At 59.5% G+C, this 21315-nt stretch carries 20 protein-coding genes; 12 read left to right on the plus strand and 8 right to left on the minus strand.

Going from position 1 to position 21315, the window contains the following annotated elements:
- Positions 1 to 48: 48 nt before the first annotated feature.
- From VF629_RS24255 to VF629_RS24270, 4 genes are all read right to left on the minus strand, one after another.
- On the minus strand, positions 49 to 1344 hold the full coding sequence (locus VF629_RS24255) for an erythromycin esterase family protein (protein ID WP_331061100.1): 1296 nt from the start codon (positions 1342 to 1344) through the stop codon (positions 49 to 51).
- 81 nt (positions 1345 to 1425) lie between these two features.
- Entirely contained in the window at positions 1426 to 2289 is an 864-nt protein-coding gene (locus VF629_RS24260) for an SDR family oxidoreductase (protein ID WP_331061101.1), read from the minus strand.
- Between the two features lie 218 nt (positions 2290 to 2507).
- On the minus strand, positions 2508 to 2699 hold the full coding sequence (locus VF629_RS24265) for a hypothetical protein (protein ID WP_331061102.1): 192 nt from the start codon (positions 2697 to 2699) through the stop codon (positions 2508 to 2510).
- A 56-nt stretch (positions 2700 to 2755) separates the two neighbouring features.
- Complete coding sequence (locus tag VF629_RS24270) at positions 2756 to 3139, minus strand: Rid family detoxifying hydrolase (RefSeq protein ID WP_331061103.1); 384 nt, start codon at positions 3137 to 3139, stop codon at positions 2756 to 2758.
- 393 nt (positions 3140 to 3532) lie between these two features.
- On the opposite strand from VF629_RS24270, the gene VF629_RS24275 reads away from it, so the two are divergent.
- Positions 3533 to 3892, plus strand: a complete 360-nt coding sequence (locus VF629_RS24275; RefSeq protein WP_331061104.1) for a 3-hydroxyacyl-CoA dehydrogenase family protein — start codon at positions 3533 to 3535, stop codon at positions 3890 to 3892.
- A gap of 182 nt (positions 3893 to 4074) precedes the next feature.
- Here VF629_RS24275 and glmS read toward each other — a convergent pair whose 3' ends face one another.
- From glmS to VF629_RS24290, 3 genes are all read right to left on the minus strand, one after another.
- Positions 4075 to 5910, minus strand: coding sequence for a glutamine--fructose-6-phosphate transaminase (isomerizing) (gene glmS / locus VF629_RS24280; protein WP_331061105.1), 1836 nt, complete (start codon positions 5908 to 5910; stop codon positions 4075 to 4077).
- Between the two features lie 78 nt (positions 5911 to 5988).
- Positions 5989 to 7458, minus strand: a complete 1470-nt coding sequence (locus VF629_RS24285) for a DUF4270 family protein (protein WP_331061106.1) — start codon at positions 7456 to 7458, stop codon at positions 5989 to 5991.
- The gene (locus VF629_RS24290; RefSeq protein WP_331061107.1) at positions 7442 to 8254 is read right to left on the minus strand and encodes a glycogen/starch synthase; all 813 of its coding nucleotides are present in this window, start codon (positions 8252 to 8254) and stop codon (positions 7442 to 7444) included. The genes VF629_RS24285 and VF629_RS24290 overlap by 17 nt, the downstream gene beginning before the upstream one ends.
- Before the next feature lie 119 nt (positions 8255 to 8373).
- Between VF629_RS24290 and panC the strand changes: the two genes are divergently transcribed.
- The 9 genes from panC (at position 8374) to VF629_RS24335 (ending at position 17577) form a co-directional block, all read left to right on the plus strand.
- Positions 8374 to 9219 (plus strand): pantoate--beta-alanine ligase, encoded by an 846-nt coding sequence (gene panC, locus VF629_RS24295; protein WP_331061108.1) that lies wholly within the window; start codon positions 8374 to 8376, stop codon positions 9217 to 9219.
- Between the two features lie 65 nt (positions 9220 to 9284).
- Positions 9285 to 9632, plus strand: coding sequence for an aspartate 1-decarboxylase (gene panD / locus VF629_RS24300; RefSeq protein ID WP_331061109.1), 348 nt, complete (start codon positions 9285 to 9287; stop codon positions 9630 to 9632).
- 76 nt (positions 9633 to 9708) lie between these two features.
- A complete protein-coding gene (locus tag VF629_RS24305; protein ID WP_331061110.1) occupies positions 9709 to 10743 on the plus strand; it encodes a lysylphosphatidylglycerol synthase transmembrane domain-containing protein in 1035 nt (344 codons plus the stop codon).
- A gap of 11 nt (positions 10744 to 10754) precedes the next feature.
- Positions 10755 to 11234: a D-glycero-beta-D-manno-heptose 1-phosphate adenylyltransferase gene (rfaE2, locus tag VF629_RS24310; RefSeq protein ID WP_331061111.1), complete on the plus strand. Its 480-nt coding sequence runs from the start codon at positions 10755 to 10757 to the stop codon at positions 11232 to 11234.
- 25 nt (positions 11235 to 11259) lie between these two features.
- Positions 11260 to 11937 carry a zinc metallopeptidase gene (locus VF629_RS24315; protein WP_331061112.1) on the plus strand — a complete coding sequence of 226 codons (678 nt, stop codon included), beginning with the start codon at positions 11260 to 11262 and terminating at the stop codon, positions 11935 to 11937.
- 254 nt (positions 11938 to 12191) lie between these two features.
- Entirely contained in the window at positions 12192 to 12818 is a 627-nt protein-coding gene (locus tag VF629_RS24320) for a response regulator transcription factor (protein ID WP_331061113.1), read from the plus strand.
- A 123-nt stretch (positions 12819 to 12941) separates the two neighbouring features.
- Entirely contained in the window at positions 12942 to 14435 is a 1494-nt protein-coding gene (locus VF629_RS24325; RefSeq protein WP_331061114.1) for a hypothetical protein, read from the plus strand.
- Positions 14436 to 14814: 379 nt separating this feature from the next.
- A complete protein-coding gene (locus VF629_RS24330; protein ID WP_331061115.1) occupies positions 14815 to 16485 on the plus strand; it encodes a hypothetical protein in 1671 nt (556 codons plus the stop codon).
- 258 nt (positions 16486 to 16743) lie between these two features.
- On the plus strand, positions 16744 to 17577 hold the full coding sequence (locus VF629_RS24335; RefSeq protein ID WP_331061116.1) for an SMP-30/gluconolactonase/LRE family protein: 834 nt from the start codon (positions 16744 to 16746) through the stop codon (positions 17575 to 17577).
- 55 nt (positions 17578 to 17632) lie between these two features.
- Here VF629_RS24335 and ettA read toward each other — a convergent pair whose 3' ends face one another.
- Positions 17633 to 19297, minus strand: coding sequence for an energy-dependent translational throttle protein EttA (gene ettA, locus VF629_RS24340; RefSeq protein WP_331061117.1), 1665 nt, complete (start codon positions 19295 to 19297; stop codon positions 17633 to 17635).
- A gap of 334 nt (positions 19298 to 19631) precedes the next feature.
- On the opposite strand from ettA, the gene VF629_RS24345 reads away from it, so the two are divergent.
- Entirely contained in the window at positions 19632 to 20951 is a 1320-nt protein-coding gene (locus tag VF629_RS24345) for a DUF349 domain-containing protein (RefSeq protein ID WP_331061118.1), read from the plus strand.
- Between the two features lie 101 nt (positions 20952 to 21052).
- A complete protein-coding gene (locus VF629_RS24350; RefSeq protein WP_035561220.1) occupies positions 21053 to 21274 on the plus strand; it encodes a DUF2795 domain-containing protein in 222 nt (73 codons plus the stop codon).
- Positions 21275 to 21315: the final 41 nt, after the last annotated feature.

The raw sequence follows: 21315 nt of genomic DNA on the forward strand, positions 1-21315 counted from the left end.
AACGACTGTTAACGGCGCGGGGACGCGAACTACAAAGTTCGCGCTACATTACTCGCCCCACGGGTACAAATCTGGCGGGCCTTGCTCGGCGGGGTGAATGGCGAGCGGGTGCAAGGCCTGGGTGCGGTCGAGAAATAAAAACGCGTCGTAACGGTCGGGGAGGAGCGAGGGTACGTAATTCCCGAACTGCTCAAATTGCGGCCGGTACACCACCCCAATGGCGCGGTGCGGCACCGACTGGCGCAGCCGGGCATCGTTCCTTATTTCAGCGGATAGCAGTAAGCCATTTTCCCCGCCGAGCTGACTGTGCAGCTGGCCTTCCCAGGAATTGCGCGTAGCCGCGGGCACGGTGATTTTTTCCATCGGCGCGCCCCATTCTTTGCCCGCAATCACGCTGCCTTGGTAGGAGCCGAAGCCAATGCTGAAGACCCGGTCACGGCCCAGCTTCTCGCGGGCCAGCTGGCCAATGTTTACCATGTCTTCGCGGCGCATGTCGGTGTAGCGGGCGTCGCCGATGTGCGTGTTGTGCGCCCAGATAATGGCTTTGCTGCTGGGCCCGTGCAGGTCAAGCAGGCGCGTGAGGGTTTCCATCATGTGCTCGTCGCGCACGTTCCAGGAAGCGCCCCCGCCGCGCAGCATGGCTTTGTAGTAGCGCTCCGCGTTCACGGCCACCAAGGCGTTTTGCTCGGCTCCGAAAGCGGCTTCGCGTTCGGGCAGGTTGGTGGGATGGCGCTCCACGGCCTGCCGGCGCAGGGCCCGCAGCACGCCGGTGACTTCGTCCTGGCAGTCTTCCGACACAAAGGCCACGGCGCGGGCGTACTCCTGCGGGTCGGTGCTGTAGGGTTCGAAGCAGCGGAAGGCCTGGCGGGCAGCGGTCATGGCCCCGTCGCCTTGCTTCTCGGTGTATTGCAGCACCGCTTGCAGCGATTCCCAGAGGCTGTACACGTCGAGGCCGTAGAACCCCACGCGTCGCTCGGCCGGCTGCTGCTGGTTGTGGCGATGCAGCCAATCGACGAGCGCCGCAATCTCCCAGTTGCCCCACATCCAGGTGGGCCAGCGGTCGAAGGTTTGCAGCAGCTGCGCCGCCGAACCGTACGTCACTTCGTCCTGCTTGATGGCGGCGTTCACCGCAAAGCAGTCGGGCCAATCGCCTTCCACGGCAATGAATTGAAAGCCCTTCTCCTGAATGAGCCGCTTGCTCAGGGCCGCGCGCCACGTGTAGTATTCGTGGGTGCCGTGCGAGGCTTCGCCCAGCAGCACCACGCGGGCGTCGCCAATGGCGTCCAGCACGGGGGCGAGGTCGGCCGCGGTGCGCAAGGGGTGGGTGGGAAAGGGAGTTGCCATGGCCAGAGGAAAATTCTAGGCGCTTTTGGAAGCGAAACCAGCCCGGCTTGCACCGGACTGATTTCGGCACAGGGCTAATAATCAGGTGTTGAGTACCTCGCCGCCGTTGGGGTGAATGGCTTGGCCCGTGATGTAGGAAGCATCTTCCGAAGCCAGAAACACAAAAGCCGGCGCCACCTCCGACGGCTGACCGGGGCGTTTCATGGTGGTGTCTTTGCCAAAGGAAGCCACTTTTTCAGCCGGGAAACTGGCCGGGATGAGCGGCGTCCAAATTGGGCCAGGAGCCACCGTGTTGGCCCGAATCTTCTTTTCGGCCAGCTGCTGCGAAATGGACCGGATGTAGGCCGTGATGGCGCCTTTGGTCGCGGTGTAGTCGACCAGCTGCTGGTTGCCGCGGTAGGCATTCACGGAAGACGTCGCAATAATCGAGTCGCCTTCGTTGAGGTACTTTAGGGCCACTTTCACCACCCGCACCATGGCAAAAAAGTTGACCTGAAAAGTGTCTTCAAACTGCTCGTTGGAGAGCTGGGACACGTCGGTGCTCACAAATTGCTCGGCGGCGTTGCTCACCACGATGTTGAGTTTGCCTAGCTCCTCCACGGTTTGCTCTACCAACCGCTCGCAGAAGGCCGCGTCGCGCAAGTCGCCGGGAATGGTGAGGCAGCGCCGGCCCTCGGCCTGCACCAATTGGCGGGTGTCGTAAGCGTCCTGCTCCTCCTCGGGCTTGTAGGTGATGGCGACGTCGGCGCCTTCGCGGGCAAAGTGCACGGCCACAGCCCGGCCAATGCCGGAGTCGCCGCCCGTGATGAGGGCCACCTTGTCTTGCAGCTTGCCGCTGCCGCGGTAGTTGGGCCGGATGTATTCCGGCTGCGGCGTCATTTCTTCTTCGAGGCCGGGCTGTTGGTCCTGCGTTTGGGGCGGGAGGGAAGTGGGTTTGGTTTCCATGGCGGGCAAAGGGAAGCAAAGAGTGGTTGAAGCAAAGCCCCGGCATTGCCGAAAGACTCTGAGTTGGTTACTCTCTTCGCCAGCAATTGGTTAACGCTGAGCTTCGCCTCAAGCTCAGCGTTAACCGTCGATGCTAGTAGCCCAAAACGCCACCCGGTACCGGGTTCTTCTGGCGGCCAGAAGAACCCGGCGCCGGGTGGCGCCATGGCGTTATCGCCTCATTCTCTGTTTCGAAACCCCAGCCACAGCGCCAGCCCCAGCAGCGTGATGCCGCCCCGGATGCACCAGGCCACGGTGGGGCCCCAGTTCTCAATCCACGTCAGGAAAACGTAGTGCACGTTGGGATTGATAAACGGCAGCGCCAGCGAAATAAGCCCAATAATGAACAGTCCGAGTCCAAGTTCTTTCATAAAGCAGGCGTTAAGTGGAGAATGATTTTCCTCGCAACGCCTGCAGTATCTGAATATTATGCTCCTACGGCGATGCAGGAGATTTCCACCTGCACGTCGCGCGGCAAGCGGGCCACTTCCACTGTTTCGCGCGCCGGAGCGGTAGCATCGTCGAAGTATGACCCGTACACCTGGTTGATGGTGGCAAAGTTGCCGAGGTCCTTCACGAAGATGCTGCACTTCACCACATCGGTCAGCGCGAGCCCGGCGGCTGCCAGCACGGCCGTCAGGTTCTTCAGCACCTGGTGCGTCTGTGCCGTCACGTCGCCTTCCACCAGTTGCCCACTGGCGTCGAGCGGAATCTGGCCCGAGACGTACACGGTATTGCCCGCCTTCACGGCTTGCGAGTAAGGGCCAATGGGGGCAGGAGCTTGGTCAGTAAGGATAATCTGGTGGGGCATGAGCGGAAAAGGTTAGGGTATCTTTGGCCCAAAGTAACCACCGAAACCATGCACATTCTGGTCATTGACGGCGCGCACGTAGAAGCGGAATTCCGCGAGAAGTTTGGGCCGTTACACGAGTACACACATTTCAGCACGACCTACGCAAATCAAGCTGAACAGGACCTTATAGCGCCTCAAATACAATCTGTTGCTAAAATAGCTGATGTAGCTTTTTGTTGTGAAAGTGCTCAGTCTTACTTGTTTTTTATTGGGCTGAACATCCCTGTTTTCGCGGAGGCTTCGTGTGATTCACTGCTTGAAAATCTTTTACACGAAACTGAAATAGTGCCCGATGCTCCCCTTTTTGGCTTCTGTGGTCTACCAACTCTTATCAACCGCCCGCTGCTCGAAGTGAGCCTTTACCACGAATCCGACCACCAGAAACTAGCCGAAACCTGCGCCGCCCTCGGCACCGACTACCGCGTAGTCGAAGACCGGGTCGGCCTGGTCACTCCCCGCGTCATCTGCCAGATTATTAACGAGGCCTGCTTCACCGTGCAAGAAGGAACCGCCACCATGCAGGACGTGGACCTCGGCATGAAGCTGGGCACTAACTACCCCCGCGGTCCTTTCGCTTGGGCCAATGCCGTTGGCGTCGAGCGCGTCTACGCCGTGCTGGAAGCCATGTGGCATGACACCCACGACGAGCGCTACAAAGTGTGCCCTCTGCTCAAGCGCCAAGCCCTACGCGGCGAGCCGTTTGCGGTGTAGCTGTCATTGCGAGGAGCACGACGAAGCAATCCGTCCTGTTCTCAGCGACCGGCCTAGTGATGTGACTACTCCATGAAAAAGCCCCGAATTAAAGTAGAGCCGGGGCTTTTCACATCTTAAAAGTATCTGGTGTTGACAAGCCTGTCATTGCTACGGGCTGCGCCCTCGCAATGACAGGCTTGTTACTCCACCGTCACCGACTTAGCCAAGTTGCGGGGCTGGTCTACGTTGCAACCGCGGAGCACCGCAATGTGGTAGCTCAGCAGTTGCAGCGGCACTACCGACACCAGCGGCATCAGGATTTCGCTGGTGTGCGGCACTTCAATCACGAACTCGGCCATGGCCGGAATCACCGTGTCGCCTTCACTCACAATGGCGATGATGCGGCCTTTGCGGGCCTTCACTTCCTGAATGTTGCTCACTACTTTCTCGTACGAGCTGTCGCGGGTGGCAATCACCACCATCGGCATGTTCTCGTCAATGAGGGCAATGGGGCCGTGCTTCATCTCCGCGGCAGGGTAGCCCTCGGCGTGGATGTAGCTGATTTCTTTCAGCTTCAAAGCGCCTTCCAAAGCTACCGGGAAGTTGTAGCCGCGGCCCAGGTACAGGAAGTTGGTGGCGTCTTTGAAAATCTCGGCAATGGCGCGAATTTCGGTGTCGAGCTCCAGCGCTTTGGTCACTTTGGCCGGAATGGTGTCCAATTCCACCATCAGCTCGCGCAGTTTGGTGTCGGTGATAGTGCCACGCTTCTGGCCTACAATCATGGCCAACAGGGTCAGTACCGTCACCTGGGCCGTGAAGGCTTTGGTGGAAGCCACGCCAATTTCGGGGCCGGCGTGGGTGTAAGCACCCGCATCGGTGGCGCGGGCAATGCTGCTGCCCACCACGTTGCAAATGCCGAAGATGGTCGCGCCCTTGCTCTTGGCCAACTCAATGGCGGCCAGCGTGTCGGCCGTTTCGCCGCTTTGCGAAATGGCAATCACAATGTCCCGCTCCGTGATGACCGGGTTGCGGTACCGGAACTCCGAAGCGTATTCCACTTCCACCGGGATACGCGCCAAGTCCTCAATCAAGTACTCGGCCACCAGGCCGGCATGCCACGACGTGCCGCAGGCCACGATGATGATGCGCTGGGCATTGACGAATTTTTGCTCATAGGCCCGGATGCCGCCCATGTTCAGGTGGCTGCCGCCCAACTCCAGGCGCCCGCGCATGGAGTCGAGAATGGAGCGCGGCTGCTCAAAAATCTCCTTCAGCATGAAGTGCTCGTAGCCGCCCTTCTCGATGCTGTCAAGCTCCATCTCCAGCTTCTGAATATAAGGCGTCTGGCTTACGTCTTCTTTGGAGCGGATTTCCAACTGCCCGTCGCGAATGACCACAATTTCGTAGTCGTTCACGTACACCACCTCGTTGGTGTACTCAATGATGGGCGTGGCATCGGAAGCAATGAAAAACTCGCCTTCGCCAATGCCAATCACCATCGGCGAGCCCTTGCGGGCGGCAATGAGCTGGTTGGGCGCGTCCTTGCTAAGCACCACAATAGCGTAGGCGCCCACTACTTCGTGCAGGGCCAAACGCACGGCTTCTTCCAGGGTGCAGTCGTTCTGCTTCTGAATTTCCTCAATCAGGTTGACGAATACTTCGGTGTCGGTATCGGAGTGAAACGAGTGTCCTTGTTTTTGCAAGTGCGTCTTCAGTGCCGCGTAGTTCTCAATGATGCCGTTGTGAATGATGGCAATCCGCTCCGAGGTGGAATAATGCGGGTGGGCGTTTTCATCGTTGGGTTCGCCGTGCGTAGCCCAGCGCGTGTGGCCCATGCCCACGTTAGCGTGCGTGTCTTTCTGAGAGATAAAGGCTTCTAGCTCACTAACTTTTCCCTTCTTTTTGTAAACATTCAACTCACCGTTGAGCAACGCAACACCGGCGGAGTCGTAGCCGCGGTATTCGAGCCGACGAAGGCCTTTAAGGATAATAGGGCAGGCCTCACGATGACCCAAATAAGCAACAATGCCGCACATGGCAGAAAAAATTAAGTAAGAAAATAGGGGAATGAAACTGCAGCTACGAAAACGCTGCGCGGAGCGGTTGGCTCGGCGCTAGCGTTTCGAGAAATACACGCGCAACCGGATGTTTGCAGCGTCAAGCGCCGCCCGATTCAGCGATAACGTAGTCGAGCTTCGAATGTTTGGCGCGAGTACAAGGGCGGCCGGGCGGCCATCGAGCTTGTCGCTAAGGTAGGCCTGCAAGTAGTTGGTAATGGCCACGCTATAGTACGGTGTACCAGCGCCAACCTCAGACAATGTACCGGTGGCCGGCAAGCCAGTGCCCAGCTGTGGGGCGCCATCGGCTTGCACAACCCGGTCGTACGAGGTGAAATTTATTGCGCGTTGGAGCACGTTGTTGTTGGCGTCAACTTCTACGGCGTAAAGCGCGCTCGGGCTGGAGAGCAAAGCGTTGGTAAACGGCTTCACGGGCACGCGCAACTCAGCGCGGTTCACCGTCAGGCCCGGCGTTTGCAGCAGCGCATCGAGCCCCTTGAAGGTGATGCGGGTGCCGAGACCAGTACCTTCTTGCACATAGCTGGTGCCATTCAGCAAGGTTGGGCTGACCGAACCAGCACGGGTGTTGAGCGCCGACAGCGCCGAAGGTAAGGTGTTGGTCAACTGGGTGTAGTAGCGCGGGTCGCGCGCCGGCGCCAGCCCGCGGGAGCCACTATAAACCGGCCCAAGGAAAATCGAGTAGCTCCGGCGCGGCGCGCCAGAGCCATGGTAGTACACCACCATGCGCTGGATGTTGGTTCGGCCAAAGCTCACAATGCTGCCATTGTGGCCCGCGCTAGGGGCCACCACCAGGCCTTTAAGGACGGCCGTAAGCTGGGCTTGGTTGTAGTTGGGAGCAGAGAGCCGGGCAAACAAGTCGGTAGCAAACGCTAGCGGAATGGCCGGAAGGGCCGGCTGGGTGGGCGTGGCCGCAACGGCGCGGCGCTGCAACAGCAGGCGTACCGTTTGGTCCGGTACGGTAGTCGTAACGGGTGGGGTAGCGGTTGTAGTCACCTGCTGAGTGCGGTCCAGACGGCTCGTCAGGTTTTGGCCAAGGGGGTCACCCAAGGGCACGGCGCTGCTGGCGTCGTACGCAGTGCCTTCCTCCAGCGGGGCTTGCAGTTTAAAAACATCAAAGCGCACGGGGGCCGTGGCACTGCCGTAAACTTTGCTGAAGCCCATCACCATCACCACCGAGTCGAGCACGGGGTTTGTCAGCTTGGAGGGCAACGAGTCAGCTGCACTGGTTATGAGGTCCAACCCGCTCACCACGTTGAAGTATGCCCGCGCTTCGGTCGTGCCGGCCACGTTGTCTTCCAAGCGGCCCACCAAAAAGTTGTCGGCTTTCAGCGTTTGCACCGGCGCGATGCGCACAGTAGCCGCGTCTACGTCCAAGTCCTGGTATTCAGTACTCGTGGAAATCTGGTCGGGCAGGTCCACGTTCAGGTCGGTGCCCGTGTCGCAGCTGGCCAAGGCCAGAGCAGTAAGGGCTACCAGGGGAGCACAACGGCTAGTTAGCCAATTCATTGTAGAGCGCTAGGTAAGAAGAGTGCAGGTTTTCATCGGTCGCTACCTGGCTGAGCTTGTTGTGGAGGGCGTATTCATGGAACATGCCGTTCATGTTCTCGCTAAAGTCCTCGTCGGACCGCACCACGGTGTCGGCATATTCCATGCCCATCTTAATGAAACCGCTAAAGTCGGCCGTTTTGAGCGAAGCCAGCATGGCGTCGTCAATGTCCAACATTTTGGCTTTTTCCAAGATGTTGCCTTCAAATTTGTCTGCGAACTCGTTGTTGTAAATGGAGAACACAGACTTGGCATCCTTGAAAACGGGGTCTTTCTTGTAAGTGGTTTTCAGGTACAATGGAATCAGGCCCGTCATCCAGTCCGAGCAGTGCACGATGTTGGGGGACCAGCCAAGTTTCTTCACCGTTTCCAGCACGCCTTTGCAAAAGAAGATGGCGCGCTCGTCGTTGTCGGCGTAAAACTTGTCGTTTTTGTCGACCAACGCCGACTTGCGGTGGAAATAATCTTCGTTGTCGATAAAGTATACTTGCAGCTTCGCAGTTGGGATGGACGCCACTTTGATGACCAAAGGCTTCTCGTCATCGCCCACGGCAATGTTGATACCAGACAGGCGCACTACTTCGTGCAGCCGGTTCTTGCGCTCGTTGATAATGCCAAAACGCGGCACGAAAATGCGGATTTCGCACCCCATTTCTTGCATGCTGGCGGGTAGCCGGCGCAGCATTTCGGCCACTTTCGTGGTCTGCAGAAACGGGTCAATTTCGGTGGCCGCGTAGAGGATTCGTAGCTTCGACATAAAGGGATTATTGAAGAGAATGGAACAAGGCCATACTATGGGTGCACAAAATTAAACAATTTTGAGCGGAAAATCAATAAAAGCTACTCCGAGGGCCGTTCCAATTGCCTTCCTCATCCATGCAGATACTTACTACCGCCGCCGGGTTGCACGCGTACACCGAACAGGCCCGACAATCCGGAAAACGAGTGGGCCTGGTGCCCACGATGGGCGCCTTGCACGCGGGCCACATTCAACTAGTCCAAGCCGCGGGTGCCGAGTGCAACGAGGTAGTGGTCAGTATTTTTGTTAACCCCACGCAGTTCAATAACGCCGACGATTTTCGCCTCTACCCCCGCGTGCCGGAAGCCGATGCCGAGATGCTGGCCCCCGCCGGGTGCACGGCACTTTTCATCCCCTCCGTGGACGAAATGTACCCCAGTCCCGCGGTGCTCCGGTTCGATTTTGGCAGCCTGGAACGGGTGATGGAAGGGGCGCATCGGCCCGGACATTTCAACGGAGTAGCCACCGTGGTGAGCAAACTTTTCCACATGGCCCGCCCGCACCGGGCATATTTCGGGCAGAAAGACTGGCAGCAGGTGGCCGTAATACGCCAGCTTGTGGCCGACCTTTCGTTTGATTTGGAAATCGTGACGTGCCCGACCATTCGGGAGGCCGACGGGCTGGCCATGTCCTCGCGCAACCGCCGGCTCGACCCGGCCGCTCGCGCCGCCGCGCCGCGCTTGCATCAGGTGCTGGCTACTGCCGCCGCGCAGGTGCAGCAAGGCATAGCCCCCGCCCAAGTGCGGGCCGAGGCCGAGGCGACCCTACGCCGCGAGCCACTCATCACCCCCGAATACGTGGAAGTAGCCGATGCGCAAACGTTGCAGCCGCTGACCGGCTATGTGCCCGCCCGCCCGGTCGTGCTGTGCCTGGCGGCTCACTTGGGAGGCGTGCGCCTCATCGACAACGTGGTGGTGGACTAGGGCCGAGTAGCGAGGCTGTAGCGGGCTTTATCTTTGTTGACTCAACCAACTATTGTATTGAAGTTATGCACATCGAAGTAATGAAGTCTAAAATCCATCGTGTCACGGTTACGCAGGCCGAGCTCCACTACGTGGGCAGCGTGACCATTGACGAGGATTTGTTGGATGCAGCCAACTTCGTGGAAAACGAAAAAGTGACCGTCGTCAACGTGAACAATGGCGAGCGGTTCGAAACCTACACCATTCGGGGCGAGCGGGGCTCGGGCACCATTTGCCTCAACGGCCCGGCGGCCCGCAAGGTGAGCGTGGGCGACGTCGTCATCATCTTCTCCTACGCGCTGATTGATTTCGCCGAGGCGCGCCAGCACCGGCCCACCGTTATTTTTCCCAACGAGCACAACCGCTTGAACTAAGCGGGAAGCCTCCAGGAAGCGGCGGGTTCAGCAAAGCCACTCCGCCATTTTGAGTACGTTTTAGCCCACCACTTTATTGAAACCCTTTCTTAACGTTCTCAAATACGCGCTGTTGCTGGCCCTTTCCGGCGCGCTCATGGTATACGCCGTGCGCGGGCAGGACTTGGCCCGCATTGGCCATTACATTGCAACGGCCAACTATATCTGGCTGGGCCTCACGGTCACGCTTGCGGCGTTAGGCTACTTCAGCAGGGCCTACCGCTGGCAGATGCAGCTCACGGCCTCACGCCAACACGTGGCTTACTGGCACGTGTACCACGCCATGATGGTGGGCTACCTGGCCAACATTGTGCTGCCGCGCATGGGCGAGGTCATTCGGTGCTCGGTGCTGCGGCGCACGAGTGGGGTGCCGGTGGAGGTGTCGTTGGGCACCGTCATTACGGAGCGGGTGATTGACGTGTTGGTTCTGGGCCTATTGTTGGGCACGGTGTTGCTGATGGAATTCAACAAGTTTTGGAGCTTTATCCAGAGCCTATTTGTAGACAAATACGACTCGCTGGCGGCCAACCGCGAAGTGCTGCTGGCGGTGGCCGGCATTGCCGGGCTGTTGCTGCTGGTGTTTGGCTATCTGCTCTTTCGCAACCTTGAGCAGCTGCGCCAAAACGCGCTGTTCATTAAGGTGGTGAATTTTATCAAGGGGCTGTTGGCCGGCGTATTCAGCGTGCGCAAGCTGGAGAATAAAGGCGTGTTTCTATTGCACACGGCGTTTACCTGGCTGGTGTATTACTTGATGGATTACCTGGCTTTCCGCTGTTTCCCCGAAACCTATGGCTTGGATGCCAAGGCTGGGCTGGCGGTGCTCACCTTTGGAGCCTTTGGGATGGCGGCACCAGTATCCGGGGGCATTGGGGTATTTCACGTGATGGTGCAGAGCACCTTGCTGGTCTATGGCATTAGCAAGGAAGCCGGCATTGCTTACGCGCTGGTGGTGCACGGCGCCCAAACCCTGCTGATGGCGGTGATGGGCGGAATAAGCCTGGTATTCACTGGGCTGCATTCGGGCAAAACTGCGCCGCGCCTTGCCCCCGAACCGGTCGGTTCTAACCCTTGAGCAACGAAGCAATGTGGACAAAGGATAAAATCATGACCCGTGACGAGTTGCCCCTGGCCGTGGCTCGGTGGCGCGACCAAGGGCGCAAAGTGGTGTTTACCAATGGTTGCTTTGATTTGCTCCACCTCGGCCACGTTGACTACCTGGAGCAAGCCCGGCACTTGGGCGATGCCTTGGTAGTGGGGTTAAATACCGATGCTTCCGTGGGCGCCCTCAAGCCGGGCCGGCCCATTCAGGACGAAGCCGCCCGGGCCCGCATCCTGGCAGCGCTGGCCTTCGTAGACGCGGTAGTGCTGTTCGGCGAGCCCACCCCGTTGGCCCTGATTGAACTGGTGCAGCCCGACGTGCTGGTCAAAGGCGACGACTACGCAATTGACGGAATTGTGGGGCACGAATTGGTGTTGAACAGGGGTGGGCAGGTGCTTACGGTGCCGCTGGTGCCGGGCTACAGCACTTCGCGCATCGTCGAGCGCATTTTGCACACGACGTAGGTTTCACTCTTCATTTTCTTTCGCCATGTATCTCCTTCTTATTTTGCTCATGGTGGTTAGCTGGCTCATCCAGTGGCGCCTCCGCAGCAAATTCAAAGAGTATTCGCAAGTGGGCCTGCAAGCCAACCTGACGGGGGCCCAGGTAGCCGAGCTCATGCTGGCCGACCACGGCATCACCGACGTGCGCATCATCAGCACGGAGGGCCGCCTGACCGACCACTATAACCCCACCGACAAAACCGTGAACCTGAGCGACGGCGTGTACGCCGAGCGCAGCGCTGCGGCCGCCGCTATTGCCGCGCACGAATGCGGGCACGCCGTGCAGCACGCCACCGCGTACTCTATGCTGCAGTTCCGCTCGGCCATGGTGCCGGCCCTGAGCGCCGTTTCGACGTGGATGCCGTGGATTCTGTTGGCCGGGGTGTTCATGATTAACCGCAGCGTGATTCCGCTGGGCGTGGGCATTGCGCTATTCTCGCTCACTACGCTGTTTTCGTTCGTCACGCTGCCCGTCGAGTTCGACGCTTCGCGCCGGGCCCTGGCCTGGATGGACAAGCGCGGCGTGGTGACCGCGCAAGAGCACACCATGGCCAAAGACGCCCTATGGTGGGCGGCCATGACCTACGTGGTGGCCGCCATCAGCTCGCTGGCCACGCTGCTGTACTACGTGAGCATCTTCATGAGCGGCAGCCGCCGCAACTAAGCATCGGGCACTCGCTGCAGCACTAAAAGCCGTTGTCCTGCTCGCAGGGCAGCGGCTTTTTTATGTCTATGTTTTTTTGAATTGAGCAGGTGACAGGATTTGGCATACCCTGGTTGCTGAAATATACCTAAAAACAGGTATTGCTATTTCTTGCTTAATTTTGCTATTTTGTTGGATTGAATTTATATGGTCGCTGCTTGTTCGTGCACCCTCAACGAAACAGCGACATCTGCTCACCTTTTTCTGCCATCGTCATGATTGTTTCTACCCCAACGGCCCTGGTTGCGGCCGCGCCCACGCTGTTTCGGAGGGGACTGGTGACCCTGCTACAAGAGCAATGCCCCGCACTGCGCCTCACGCTCACGGCCGATGCCTCCGAAGTGGCCGATTTAATCGGGCTTCGCAAATTCGGATTGATAGTGCTGGATGGGGCTTTGCCGGGGCTGGATTTGCCTGCCGTGCTGGAGGGGTTGCACCGGTCCCGGCCCACGCAGCGGCTGTTGGTGCTGGCTGACCCGCGCGAGCCCGCGGTGCGCCGCGCGGCGCCGGCATGGTCAGGCACTCAGTTGCTCGTGCCGCCCCACGTGCCGCCTCATGCCTTGGCTGCGGTGCTGGCGCCTTGGTTGGCGACCACGCCCGAAGCCGGTGCTTTTCCCATTCGGGTGGAGGCGCCCTACTTGCTCGCCGGAAGCTTCAGCCGCCGCGAGCTAGAGGTGTTGCGCCTGGTGGTGGCCGACCAATGCAACGAGGAAATTGCCGACCACCTGTGCCTGAGCGTGCGCACCGTGGAAAGCCACCGCCGCACCCTACTGCAAAAGGCCGGCACCCGCACGCTGGTGGGCTTGGCGGCGCGCGCCGTGCGGGAGGGCTGGGTGGCCTGAAAACAAACTTCAGTGCTGGCACTGATGCGCTACGGGGTAGAAAAGAAGAGCTTTGTAAGCCGTTGACCTTCAATACGAGACGGCGAAAAAAGGTTATTCTTCTAACACTAACAAGCTTCTGCCATGTCGCCAGTCCTTGCTCACCCCAACCCGATTACCTACAAAAAAGCCATTGCCGAATACGCAGACGTGCAGGGAAATATCCTGAAAGGGCACGGGCGCGACCACGCCGCTTTTCTGTTCATCGAATTCAACGCTGACCTGGACTTGGTGCAGCCTTGGCTGCAGGGGCTGCTGAACGGCACGGGTCCGGTGGCCATTACCTCTACCGCCAAGCAGCTGCAGGACACCATCCGCTTCAAGCAGTTCCACATTCCGGGCGACTTGTTTGGCATGCTGCTCTTTACGGCAGCGGGGCTGGAGCACATGGCCCAGGCGCTGCCCATAGAGCCCACGCAAGTGGCTCAGCCCGCGCTGCCGCCGGCGTTTCCGCGGGGCATGCGCGCACTGGAAACCAACGAACTACTCGACGACCCAGCCCCCAAGAAATGGGACAAGGGCTGGTTTACCTTCCAGGACGGAGTGGCCACGCCCACGCCGTTGCACGCGCTGTTGCTGCTGGCCGACGACGACGTGGAACTGCTGCGCCGCACCGTGCGCACGGTATCGGACCAGTTGGCTGGCGGCGTGGGCACGCTCCGGGTGCTGGAATGGGGCCACGCCCTGCGCAACGCCGCCGGCAATGGCATCGAGCACTTCGGCTACGCCGACGGCGTGAGCCAGCCGGTGTACTTTGCCAACGACATGCCCAACCGCGCGCCGGTGGGCGGCAAAGACGCGCCGCTGGCCGAGGACGTAGACCGCTGGAACCCCGCTGCCGACCCCGAAGCCCTCGTGCTCGTGCCCGACCCGTTGGGGGACAGCCAAGGCCAGGGCAGCTTCTTCGTATTTCGCAAGCTGGAGCAGGACGTGCGCGGCTTCAAGGCGGCCGAAGAGCACCTGGCCCAGCGCCTCGGCCTGGCCAAGGGCGACGAAGAACGCGCCGGCGCCATGCTGGTGGGCCGCTACGAAGACGGCACCCCGGTGGTGGAGCGCGGCGGCGACGGCTTGATTGACCCGTTGGTCAACAACTTCGACTACGCCCACGACGGCGACGGGCACCGCTGCCCGTTCCACGCCCACATCCGCAAAATGAACCCGCGCGGCGAAACCGCTTCGGGCACGGCCGACGAGCGCGCCGCCGGCACAGAGGAAGAGCGGTTGCGCCAGCTCACCCGCCGGGGAATTCCCTTCGGCAACCCCGAGGAAGCCCAAAAGGAAGGCGGCAAACCCGTCGGCTTGCTCTTCATGTGCTTTCAGCGCAACATCTCCCAGCAGTTTGAATTCATCCAGAAGTTTTGGGCCAACAACGCCGACTTCCTCTTCAACAAAAACAAGCCCGGCCTCGACCCCATCATCGGCCAAGGCAACCGCGACAAGCTGCGGTTCAACTACACGTACGGCGCCCCCGGCTGCCGGCAGGCCGAGTTTAAGCAGTTTGTGAAGCTGCGCGGCGGCGAGTATTTCTACGCGCCTTCGATGAGCGGGCTGCGGAAGGTGACGGGGTTGGGCGAGTGAGGCAAATGCCCATTTCGACGCCGCAGTGGGTACGAGTCATGGGAAAGATGCCGCTAGTTGCTGCAAAAGCCGATACCCGCACGCTGGTGCGCTTGGCGGCGCGGGCCATGCGGGAAGGCAAAGTGGCCTGAAAATAAACTTCAGTGCTGGCACTGATGCGCCAGGGGTAGGAGGAGGCCGTGCTTTGCCAACGCGGGAGCAGTGCGTTTAATGCTGACCCGAATGGTATTCCGTTCCGTGCTCACACCTATCCAGGAGTTGAGTAAAGCCATTGCTGGCTCCAAGACGGCAAAAGTTTGTCAACAATGACGTGAGCGCGGGCCGTGGTGGCTCTTTTCTCTCTTTTCTTATGAAGGGTTTTGGTCTTCTTTTGCTGGCATTGTCCGGCTTATCTGCCCACTTGGCCGTGGGCCAATCCACTTCCGAGTTGCTTAATGCCAAGCGCGTCAACCATTTCATCGTGCTGAAGCCCGATGTGCGTAACAAAACGCTTGGCTATTTTCTCGACAACGACGTGGAAAGCCGCAACGTGAAGACGATACGGGGCAAGCCTTGTTTCGCGGTGGTGGAGCGGGGCGACCCCAAGCAACTCCGCGTCGAGTCGGCGTACCTCAACCCGTTCAAGTATCGGGTCGTCATCACGGACACGGCGCTTACGGACCCGGCGTTTGAGAGCGTAAGCAAGTTTCTGGCGGTGGTGGAAACGCTCTCCGGTCAGCTGGCGAAAGGCGGCGCCACCAAAGGCGTGGAAGGCTACGAAGCGCCGAAGGAGCCAACCGCCACCGCCGCCGTGAAAGCCCAACTCACTACGCAGTCTGGCGCCGTAATCACATCAAAAGGTAAGAAAGTGCGAGTCGTTTCCGCTCAAACTGTTTCCTCGATAATACGCCGAAACGCATCCACTAATAAGTTGCTTTCACTTATCGGGGAGTTGAACGCGCCGCCGCTGCACGCCTGGGCGTACCAGGTACAGGTCGATTCGGCCCGTCTCTTCTGGCTGGCGCCCACGGATACAGTATCTACTGCCGATATGGCGCGGGCGCGGGTCGTGCTGCAAAAACTGGTGGAGGCCTCTCGGCTCTACTACCAGCCCGACACGGCTAAGCAGCACTTTCTTAAAAGGGTGAAAGCCGGGCTGGACGAGGTGGCAGCCGCCCGCACCTTTGCGGCGTTGCAGGCCAGCCAAGTTAAGTTCAAAGCCATGGTGGGCGAGGCCAAAACGTTCAATGCACGAAGCGAAGCGGCCTTGACCTCGTTTATGGACGAACAAAACCGCGACTTGCCGGCGGAACACCGGAAGAATAGCCCGGCGGCTCTGGCGTTCACCAACTTTACACGGCAGACGTTTGCAGAGTTTGAAACCGCGGCCCGGGCTATCCAAGCCACACGCGAGCAAATTGCGGAAGCGTTGGCCAGCCTGGACGGCGACTTGGACCAAATAGCGGCCGAACTCAGCGGGTCGGGCACGTCGTACCACTTGGCCACGCTGTACTTGAACGAAGAAAAAATGCGAGATTTCACGGTTTCCATTTACCCCCGCGTCATCGGGCTCGATGCTAACGGCGGCATCACCGTTGAAGAAGGCGGCGCGCTCATTCAAGAAAGACTGCGCCTGCGGGCCAGCAAAAAATTGATTCCTGAATTTGCCACCGGTTTGTTTTACACCAACCTGCAATACGGAAGCTATGGCACAGAAACGGTGGGTACCGAGACGCGGGTAGTGAAAGTGGCGCCCCGCAACTACCGGGGCATTTTGGCGGCTCACCTCAACTTGGTCTGGAACCAGTGGGACGGTCTTATTCACCCCTTGGCCCAAATAGGTGTGGGTACGGGCAAGTTTGCTCCCACCCTGCTGGCGGGCGGCGGGCTGCGCTTTAGCCAACCCAAGCACTTGGCTGTGACCGGAGGCGCCGTGTGGACATGGCGGGAGGGCTTGGACCAGTTGGCGCCGGGCTCGCTGGTGACGGGGACGGCGCAGCTGGAGGAAGCCCGGACCTTGACGCTGAACCCTAGGCCAAAAATGTACATAGGCCTGCAATATTCTTTCTGACGACTTGCGGACCGTCGCGCAGCAACGCGGGCGACACAGAAAAGATTTTTGTGGCCCCATAAGTTGGCCTTAATATGCGCAAAGGCGCAAGGCCTTTTTTCGATACCTTTTCAGCGCCATTGCGTTAGAGCAGCTTCGCGGCACTTCACGCTTCGCTCCCGCATGACCTTTCCAAAATTACATCTGGGCCTTTTGCTCTTTGCTATTGGCTTCGGCCTCGGCGCTACTCATAGGCCTAGGGCCCAAACGGCCCAATCTATGTCCATCCTCGCCGGCTCGGCCACGCCGCAGCTGATTGCGCGGCAGTTTAAGTTCACCGAAGGTCCGGCCGTGGACCGGGCCGGCAACGTCTTCTTCACCGACCAGCCCAACGACAAAATCTGGAAATACGATACCAGCGGCAAGCTGAGCGTATTCCTGGAAAAGTCCGGCCGGGCCAATGGCTTGTATTTCGATGAGAAAGGCAACCTGCTAGCCTGTGCCGACGAGCAAAACCAGCTCTGGTCCATTGCACCCGATGGCAAGGTGACCGTGCTGCTAAAAGACGTGCAGGGCCACCGCCTCAACGGCCCCAACGACCTGTGGCTGCGCCCCGGCAACGGCGGCCTCTACTTCACCGACCCGTACTACCAGCGCGACTACTGGACGCGCACGGCGCCCGACCCTGGCCTGGGCGGACAGAAACTGTACTACCTGCCCAAGGGCCAACCCCAGCCCGTCGTGGCCGACGACCAATTGCAAAAACCCAACGGCATCGTTGGCACGCCCGATGGCCGCCAGCTCTACGTCGCCGACATCAAAGCCAACAAAACCTACCGCTACCAAATTGGTGCCGATGGCAAGCTCAGTGGCCGCCAGCTTTTCGTGGCGCAGGGCTCCGATGGCATGACCATCGACCACGAGGGCAACGTGTACCTCACCGGCAAGGGCGTCACCGTTTATAACCCGGCTGGCCAGCAAATTCAGCACATCGACGTGCCCGCCGACTGGACCGGTAACGTTTGCTTCGGCGGCAAGGACCGGAAGACACTCTTCATCACCGCTTCTGATGCCGTGTTTATTCTGCCCATGCGGGTGCACGGGGTGCAATAATGAAAGGGGCACTGAAAACACTTTCAGTGCCCCTTTTGCTTAAGGAAACTAATAGTTACCCCAGCTTCTTGTAGCGCACGCGCTTCGGCTCCACGTCGCCCAGGCGCTTGCGCTTGGCTTCTTCGTAGTCCGAGAAGTTGCCTTCGAACCACACCACTTCCGAGTCGCCTTCGAAGGCCAGGATGTGCGTGGCCAGCCGGTCGAGGAACCACCGGTCGTGGCTGATGATGACGGCACAACCCGCAAAGTTCTCCAGCGCGTCTTCCAGCGCCCGGATGGCGTTTACGTCGAGGTCGTTGGTCGGCTCGTCAAGCAGCAGTAGGTTGGCGCCTTGCTTAAGCGTCATGGCCAGATGCACGCGGTTTTTCTCGCCGCCCGAGAGCATGCCCACCTTTTTCTCCTGGTCGCCGCCGCCGAAGTTGAACTTGCTCACGTAGGCGCGGGAGTTCACGGGCCGTCCGGCCAGCAGCATGGTTTCGGTGCCGCCCGTGATGGTGTCAAACACCGACTTGCTGCCGTCCAGCGTGTCGTGCTGCTGGTCGATGTAGGCCGTCTGCACCGTGGGGCCCACTTCGAAGTTCCCGGAGTCGGGCTGCAGCTGGTCAGTGATGAGACGGAACAACGTGGTTTTGCCCGCGCCGTTGGGCCCAATGATGCCCACAATGCCGCCCTGCGGCAACGAGAAGCTCAGGTTTTCAAACAGCAACTTGTCACCAAACGCCTTCGTGATGCCTTCGGCCTCAATCACCTGAGCGCCCAGGCGCGGGCCGTCGGGGATGAATAGTTCCAGCTTCTGTTCCTTGTCTTTGGCTTCCTCGCTGGCCAGCTTGTCGTAGTTGGCCAAGCGGGCTTTGCCCTTCGATTGGCGGGCTTTGGGCGACATGCGCACCCAGTCCAGCTCGCGCTGCAGGGTTTTGGCGCGCTTGCTTTCCTGGTTTTCTTCCTGAGCCAGGCGCTGCGTTTTCTGCTCCAGCCACGAGCTGTAGTTGCCCTTCCACGGAATGCCCGAGCCGCGGTCCAGCTCCAGAATCCAGCCAGCCACGTTGTCGAGGAAGTACCGGTCGTGGGTCACCGCAATGACGGTGCCTTTGTACTGCTGCAGGTGCTGCTCCAGCCAGAGCACGCTTTCGGCGTCGAGGTGGTTGGTGGGTTCGTCCAGCAGCAGCACGTCGGGCTCTTGCAGCAGCAGGCGGCACAAGGCCACGCGGCGCTTCTCACCGCCCGAGAGGTTGCCGATGATGGCCTCCTGCGCGGGCGTGCGCAGGGCGTCCATGGCCCGCTCCAGCTTTGTGTCCAGGTTCCAGGCGTCGAGCTGGTCGAGGCGCTCCTGAACTTTGCCCTGGCGGTCGAGCAGCTTGTCGAAGTCGGCGTCTTCGGCCCCGAAGGCTTCGTTGATTTCGTCGTATTCCTTGAGCAAGGCCACGGTTTCGGCGGCGCCTTCCTCCACTACTTCGCGCACGGTCTTGGTGGGGTCGAGTTGGGGCTCCTGCTCCAGGTAGCCCACCGAGTAGCCCGGCGAAAACACGACTTCGCCTTGAAACTGCTTGTCGACGCCGGCAATGATTTTCAACAGGCTCGACTTGCCCGAGCCGTTTAGGCCCAGCACGCCGATTTTGGCCCCGTAGAAAAACGAGAGGTAAATGTTCTTGAGTACTTGCTTCTGGGGCGGGTAAATTTTACTCACGCCGGCCATGCTGAAGATGATGGTCTGGTCGCTCATGGAAAGAGGGGAGAAGGAATTAGAAGGTGAAGAGGCGGCGCAACGCCAGAGAAAACCGGAAGGCTTGCGCCTTTCGCGAAGAAGTAGGCCGCAAAGAACGGCAAAGCGGCTTTGGGAAGCCACACCTTATTTTTCTCGGCCACAGCCCGTCGGCTACCGAGCGAAAAGACGCACCCCGCCAGCTATTTACTCAATTGCCCCAAAACCCAGCTACATCATCACCTTTTTCCCGTAAACTTGTAGTCCCTTCCCTCTCCACGTTTCAACGTAAGGCCCTTTTTTCTACGCTCCTGCCCACTTATTCCAAACTCCTACCCACGAGCTATCTATTTGTATGGAACCAACCGCCCCCTTGCTGGCCGAAGCCAAGCGCTACGGCTACGTGGAAGCCGGCGGCGTATGGCTGCGCCCCGTGTTGGGCCAGCCTGCCCGCCAGATAGGCTTGGTCAAAGAAACGGAAGACGCCGCGCTGCTTTATTTCGCGCAGCGCTTCGATGCCTTGCACACCAAGGTTGACACCCTGCTGGCCAAAATGGACGCCAGCGAAAACAAGGGTTCGTTTCTGATGAAGGCCCTGCACCTCAAAGAGCAGCTGCCGACCTACGACGGCCTCGGCGATTTTACCGCCCTGCACCGCCGCCTCACCGAAGCCGAAGAAGCCATCGCCGTGACGGTGGCCCGCAACCGCGAAAAAAACCTGGCCACCAAAGTCGGCTTCATTCAGGAAGCCGAAGCCCTGCGCGACAGCGTGGAGTGGGTGTCGGCCAGCGAAAAAGTCAAGGACCTGCGCCAGGGCTGGCTCAAAACCGGGCCCGTCGACAAGGAAATGACCGACGAGCTGGAGCACCGCTTCCAGTCGGCCATCCAGGTGTTCTTCGACCGGCGCAAGGCGTTCCAGGCCGATAAAAAGGCCATGACCAACCGCGTGCAGACGCGTTACCGCGACCTTATTCAGCAGGCCGAAACCCTTAAGAACTCGGACCAGTTCGAAATTGCCTCGCGCCAGCTCAAGCAATTGCAGCAGGCCTGGCGGGAAGTAAACGGCACCCTGCCCAAAAAGCAGGCGTCGGAGCTGTGGACGCGCTTCCGGGCGGCCAACAACCATTTCTTCGAACGACTAAAAGCCCACATCGCGGCCCAGCAGGCTGCCGGTGCCTCCAACGCTCCGGCTTCGCCGGAGCAATTGCTGGCCCGCAAGCGCTCCCTAGCTGACCGCGCCGAGGCCCTGATGAGCATTGCGCCGCAAGAGGCCATTCACCAAGCCAAGGCCTTGCAGGCCGAGTGGAAGCAAGTGGGCACCGTACGCGGCGAAGAGTCGGACCGCATCTGGCAGCGCTTTATGGTGGCGTGTGACAAGATTTTTGAGCTCAGTGCGCTTGAGTACCACTTGCGTAAGCGCGTAGGCGGTACAGCCGCGCCAACTTCGCCCGCCGAGCGCGCCCGTTTCCGGGCAACTACGCTGCGCGAGCTGCTCAAGGACGACCACCAGGAACTCGACGTGCTGCGCGACAACCTCGACAACCTAAGCCCGAGCTCGGCCAACGACTCGTTCCGGCAGATGCTGCAAACCAAAATCCGGTCGTTCGAACGCAAAATCCGCACGAAAAACGATTTAATAGCCTTGTTTAGCCAGCAAGCGCAAGCCGCTGACTGAACCTTGGCCGGCCTTTTGCGTTGGCGATTTCAACGCGTTTTCCGGCTTGGATTTACACAGGAAACAGTTACCTTCGCCAACCTTTTTTTATCCTCCTCCTTATGTACTGGACACTCGAACTTGCTTCCTACTTGGAAGACGCTCCCTGGCCCGCCACCAAAGACGAACTGATTGACTTTTCTATCCGCTCGGGTGCGCCCATGGAAGTGGTTGAGAATTTACAAGCCCTGGAAGACGACGGCCAGCCCTACGAAAACATCGAGGAAGTGTGGCCTGATTACCCCACCAAAGAGGACTTCATGTTCAACGAAGACGAGTATTAGCAGTGAATGAGGAAGCGAGAATGACCAATGGAGAAACCGGG

The sequence above is a fragment of the Hymenobacter sp. genome (assembly GCF_036388155.1).
Lineage (GTDB): Bacteria > Bacteroidota > Bacteroidia > Cytophagales > Hymenobacteraceae > Hymenobacter.

Coding starts and splice junctions, on each gene's coding strand:
- VF629_RS24255 (WP_331061100.1), bottom strand. CDS start 1,344: ATGGCAACTCCCTTTCCCACCCACCCCTTGCGCACCGCGGCCGACCTC.
- VF629_RS24260 (WP_331061101.1), bottom strand. CDS start 2,289: ATGGAAACCAAACCCACTTCCCTCCCGCCCCAAACGCAGGACCAACAG.
- VF629_RS24265 (WP_331061102.1), bottom strand. CDS start 2,699: ATGAAAGAACTTGGACTCGGACTGTTCATTATTGGGCTTATTTCGCTG.
- VF629_RS24270 (WP_331061103.1), bottom strand. CDS start 3,139: ATGCCCCACCAGATTATCCTTACTGACCAAGCTCCTGCCCCCATTGGC.
- glmS (WP_331061105.1), bottom strand. CDS start 5,910: ATGTGCGGCATTGTTGCTTATTTGGGTCATCGTGAGGCCTGCCCTATT.
- VF629_RS24285 (WP_331061106.1), bottom strand. CDS start 7,458: ATGAATTGGCTAACTAGCCGTTGTGCTCCCCTGGTAGCCCTTACTGCT.
- VF629_RS24290 (WP_331061107.1), bottom strand. CDS start 8,254: ATGTCGAAGCTACGAATCCTCTACGCGGCCACCGAAATTGACCCGTTT.
- panC (WP_331061108.1), top strand. CDS start 8,374: ATGCAGATACTTACTACCGCCGCCGGGTTGCACGCGTACACCGAACAG.
- panD (WP_331061109.1), top strand. CDS start 9,285: ATGCACATCGAAGTAATGAAGTCTAAAATCCATCGTGTCACGGTTACG.
- rfaE2 (WP_331061111.1), top strand. CDS start 10,755: ATGTGGACAAAGGATAAAATCATGACCCGTGACGAGTTGCCCCTGGCC.
- VF629_RS24315 (WP_331061112.1), top strand. CDS start 11,260: ATGTATCTCCTTCTTATTTTGCTCATGGTGGTTAGCTGGCTCATCCAG.
- VF629_RS24320 (WP_331061113.1), top strand. CDS start 12,192: ATGATTGTTTCTACCCCAACGGCCCTGGTTGCGGCCGCGCCCACGCTG.
- VF629_RS24325 (WP_331061114.1), top strand. CDS start 12,942: ATGTCGCCAGTCCTTGCTCACCCCAACCCGATTACCTACAAAAAAGCC.
- VF629_RS24335 (WP_331061116.1), top strand. CDS start 16,744: ATGTCCATCCTCGCCGGCTCGGCCACGCCGCAGCTGATTGCGCGGCAG.
- ettA (WP_331061117.1), bottom strand. CDS start 19,297: ATGAGCGACCAGACCATCATCTTCAGCATGGCCGGCGTGAGTAAAATT.
- VF629_RS24345 (WP_331061118.1), top strand. CDS start 19,632: ATGGAACCAACCGCCCCCTTGCTGGCCGAAGCCAAGCGCTACGGCTAC.
- VF629_RS24350 (WP_035561220.1), top strand. CDS start 21,053: ATGTACTGGACACTCGAACTTGCTTCCTACTTGGAAGACGCTCCCTGG.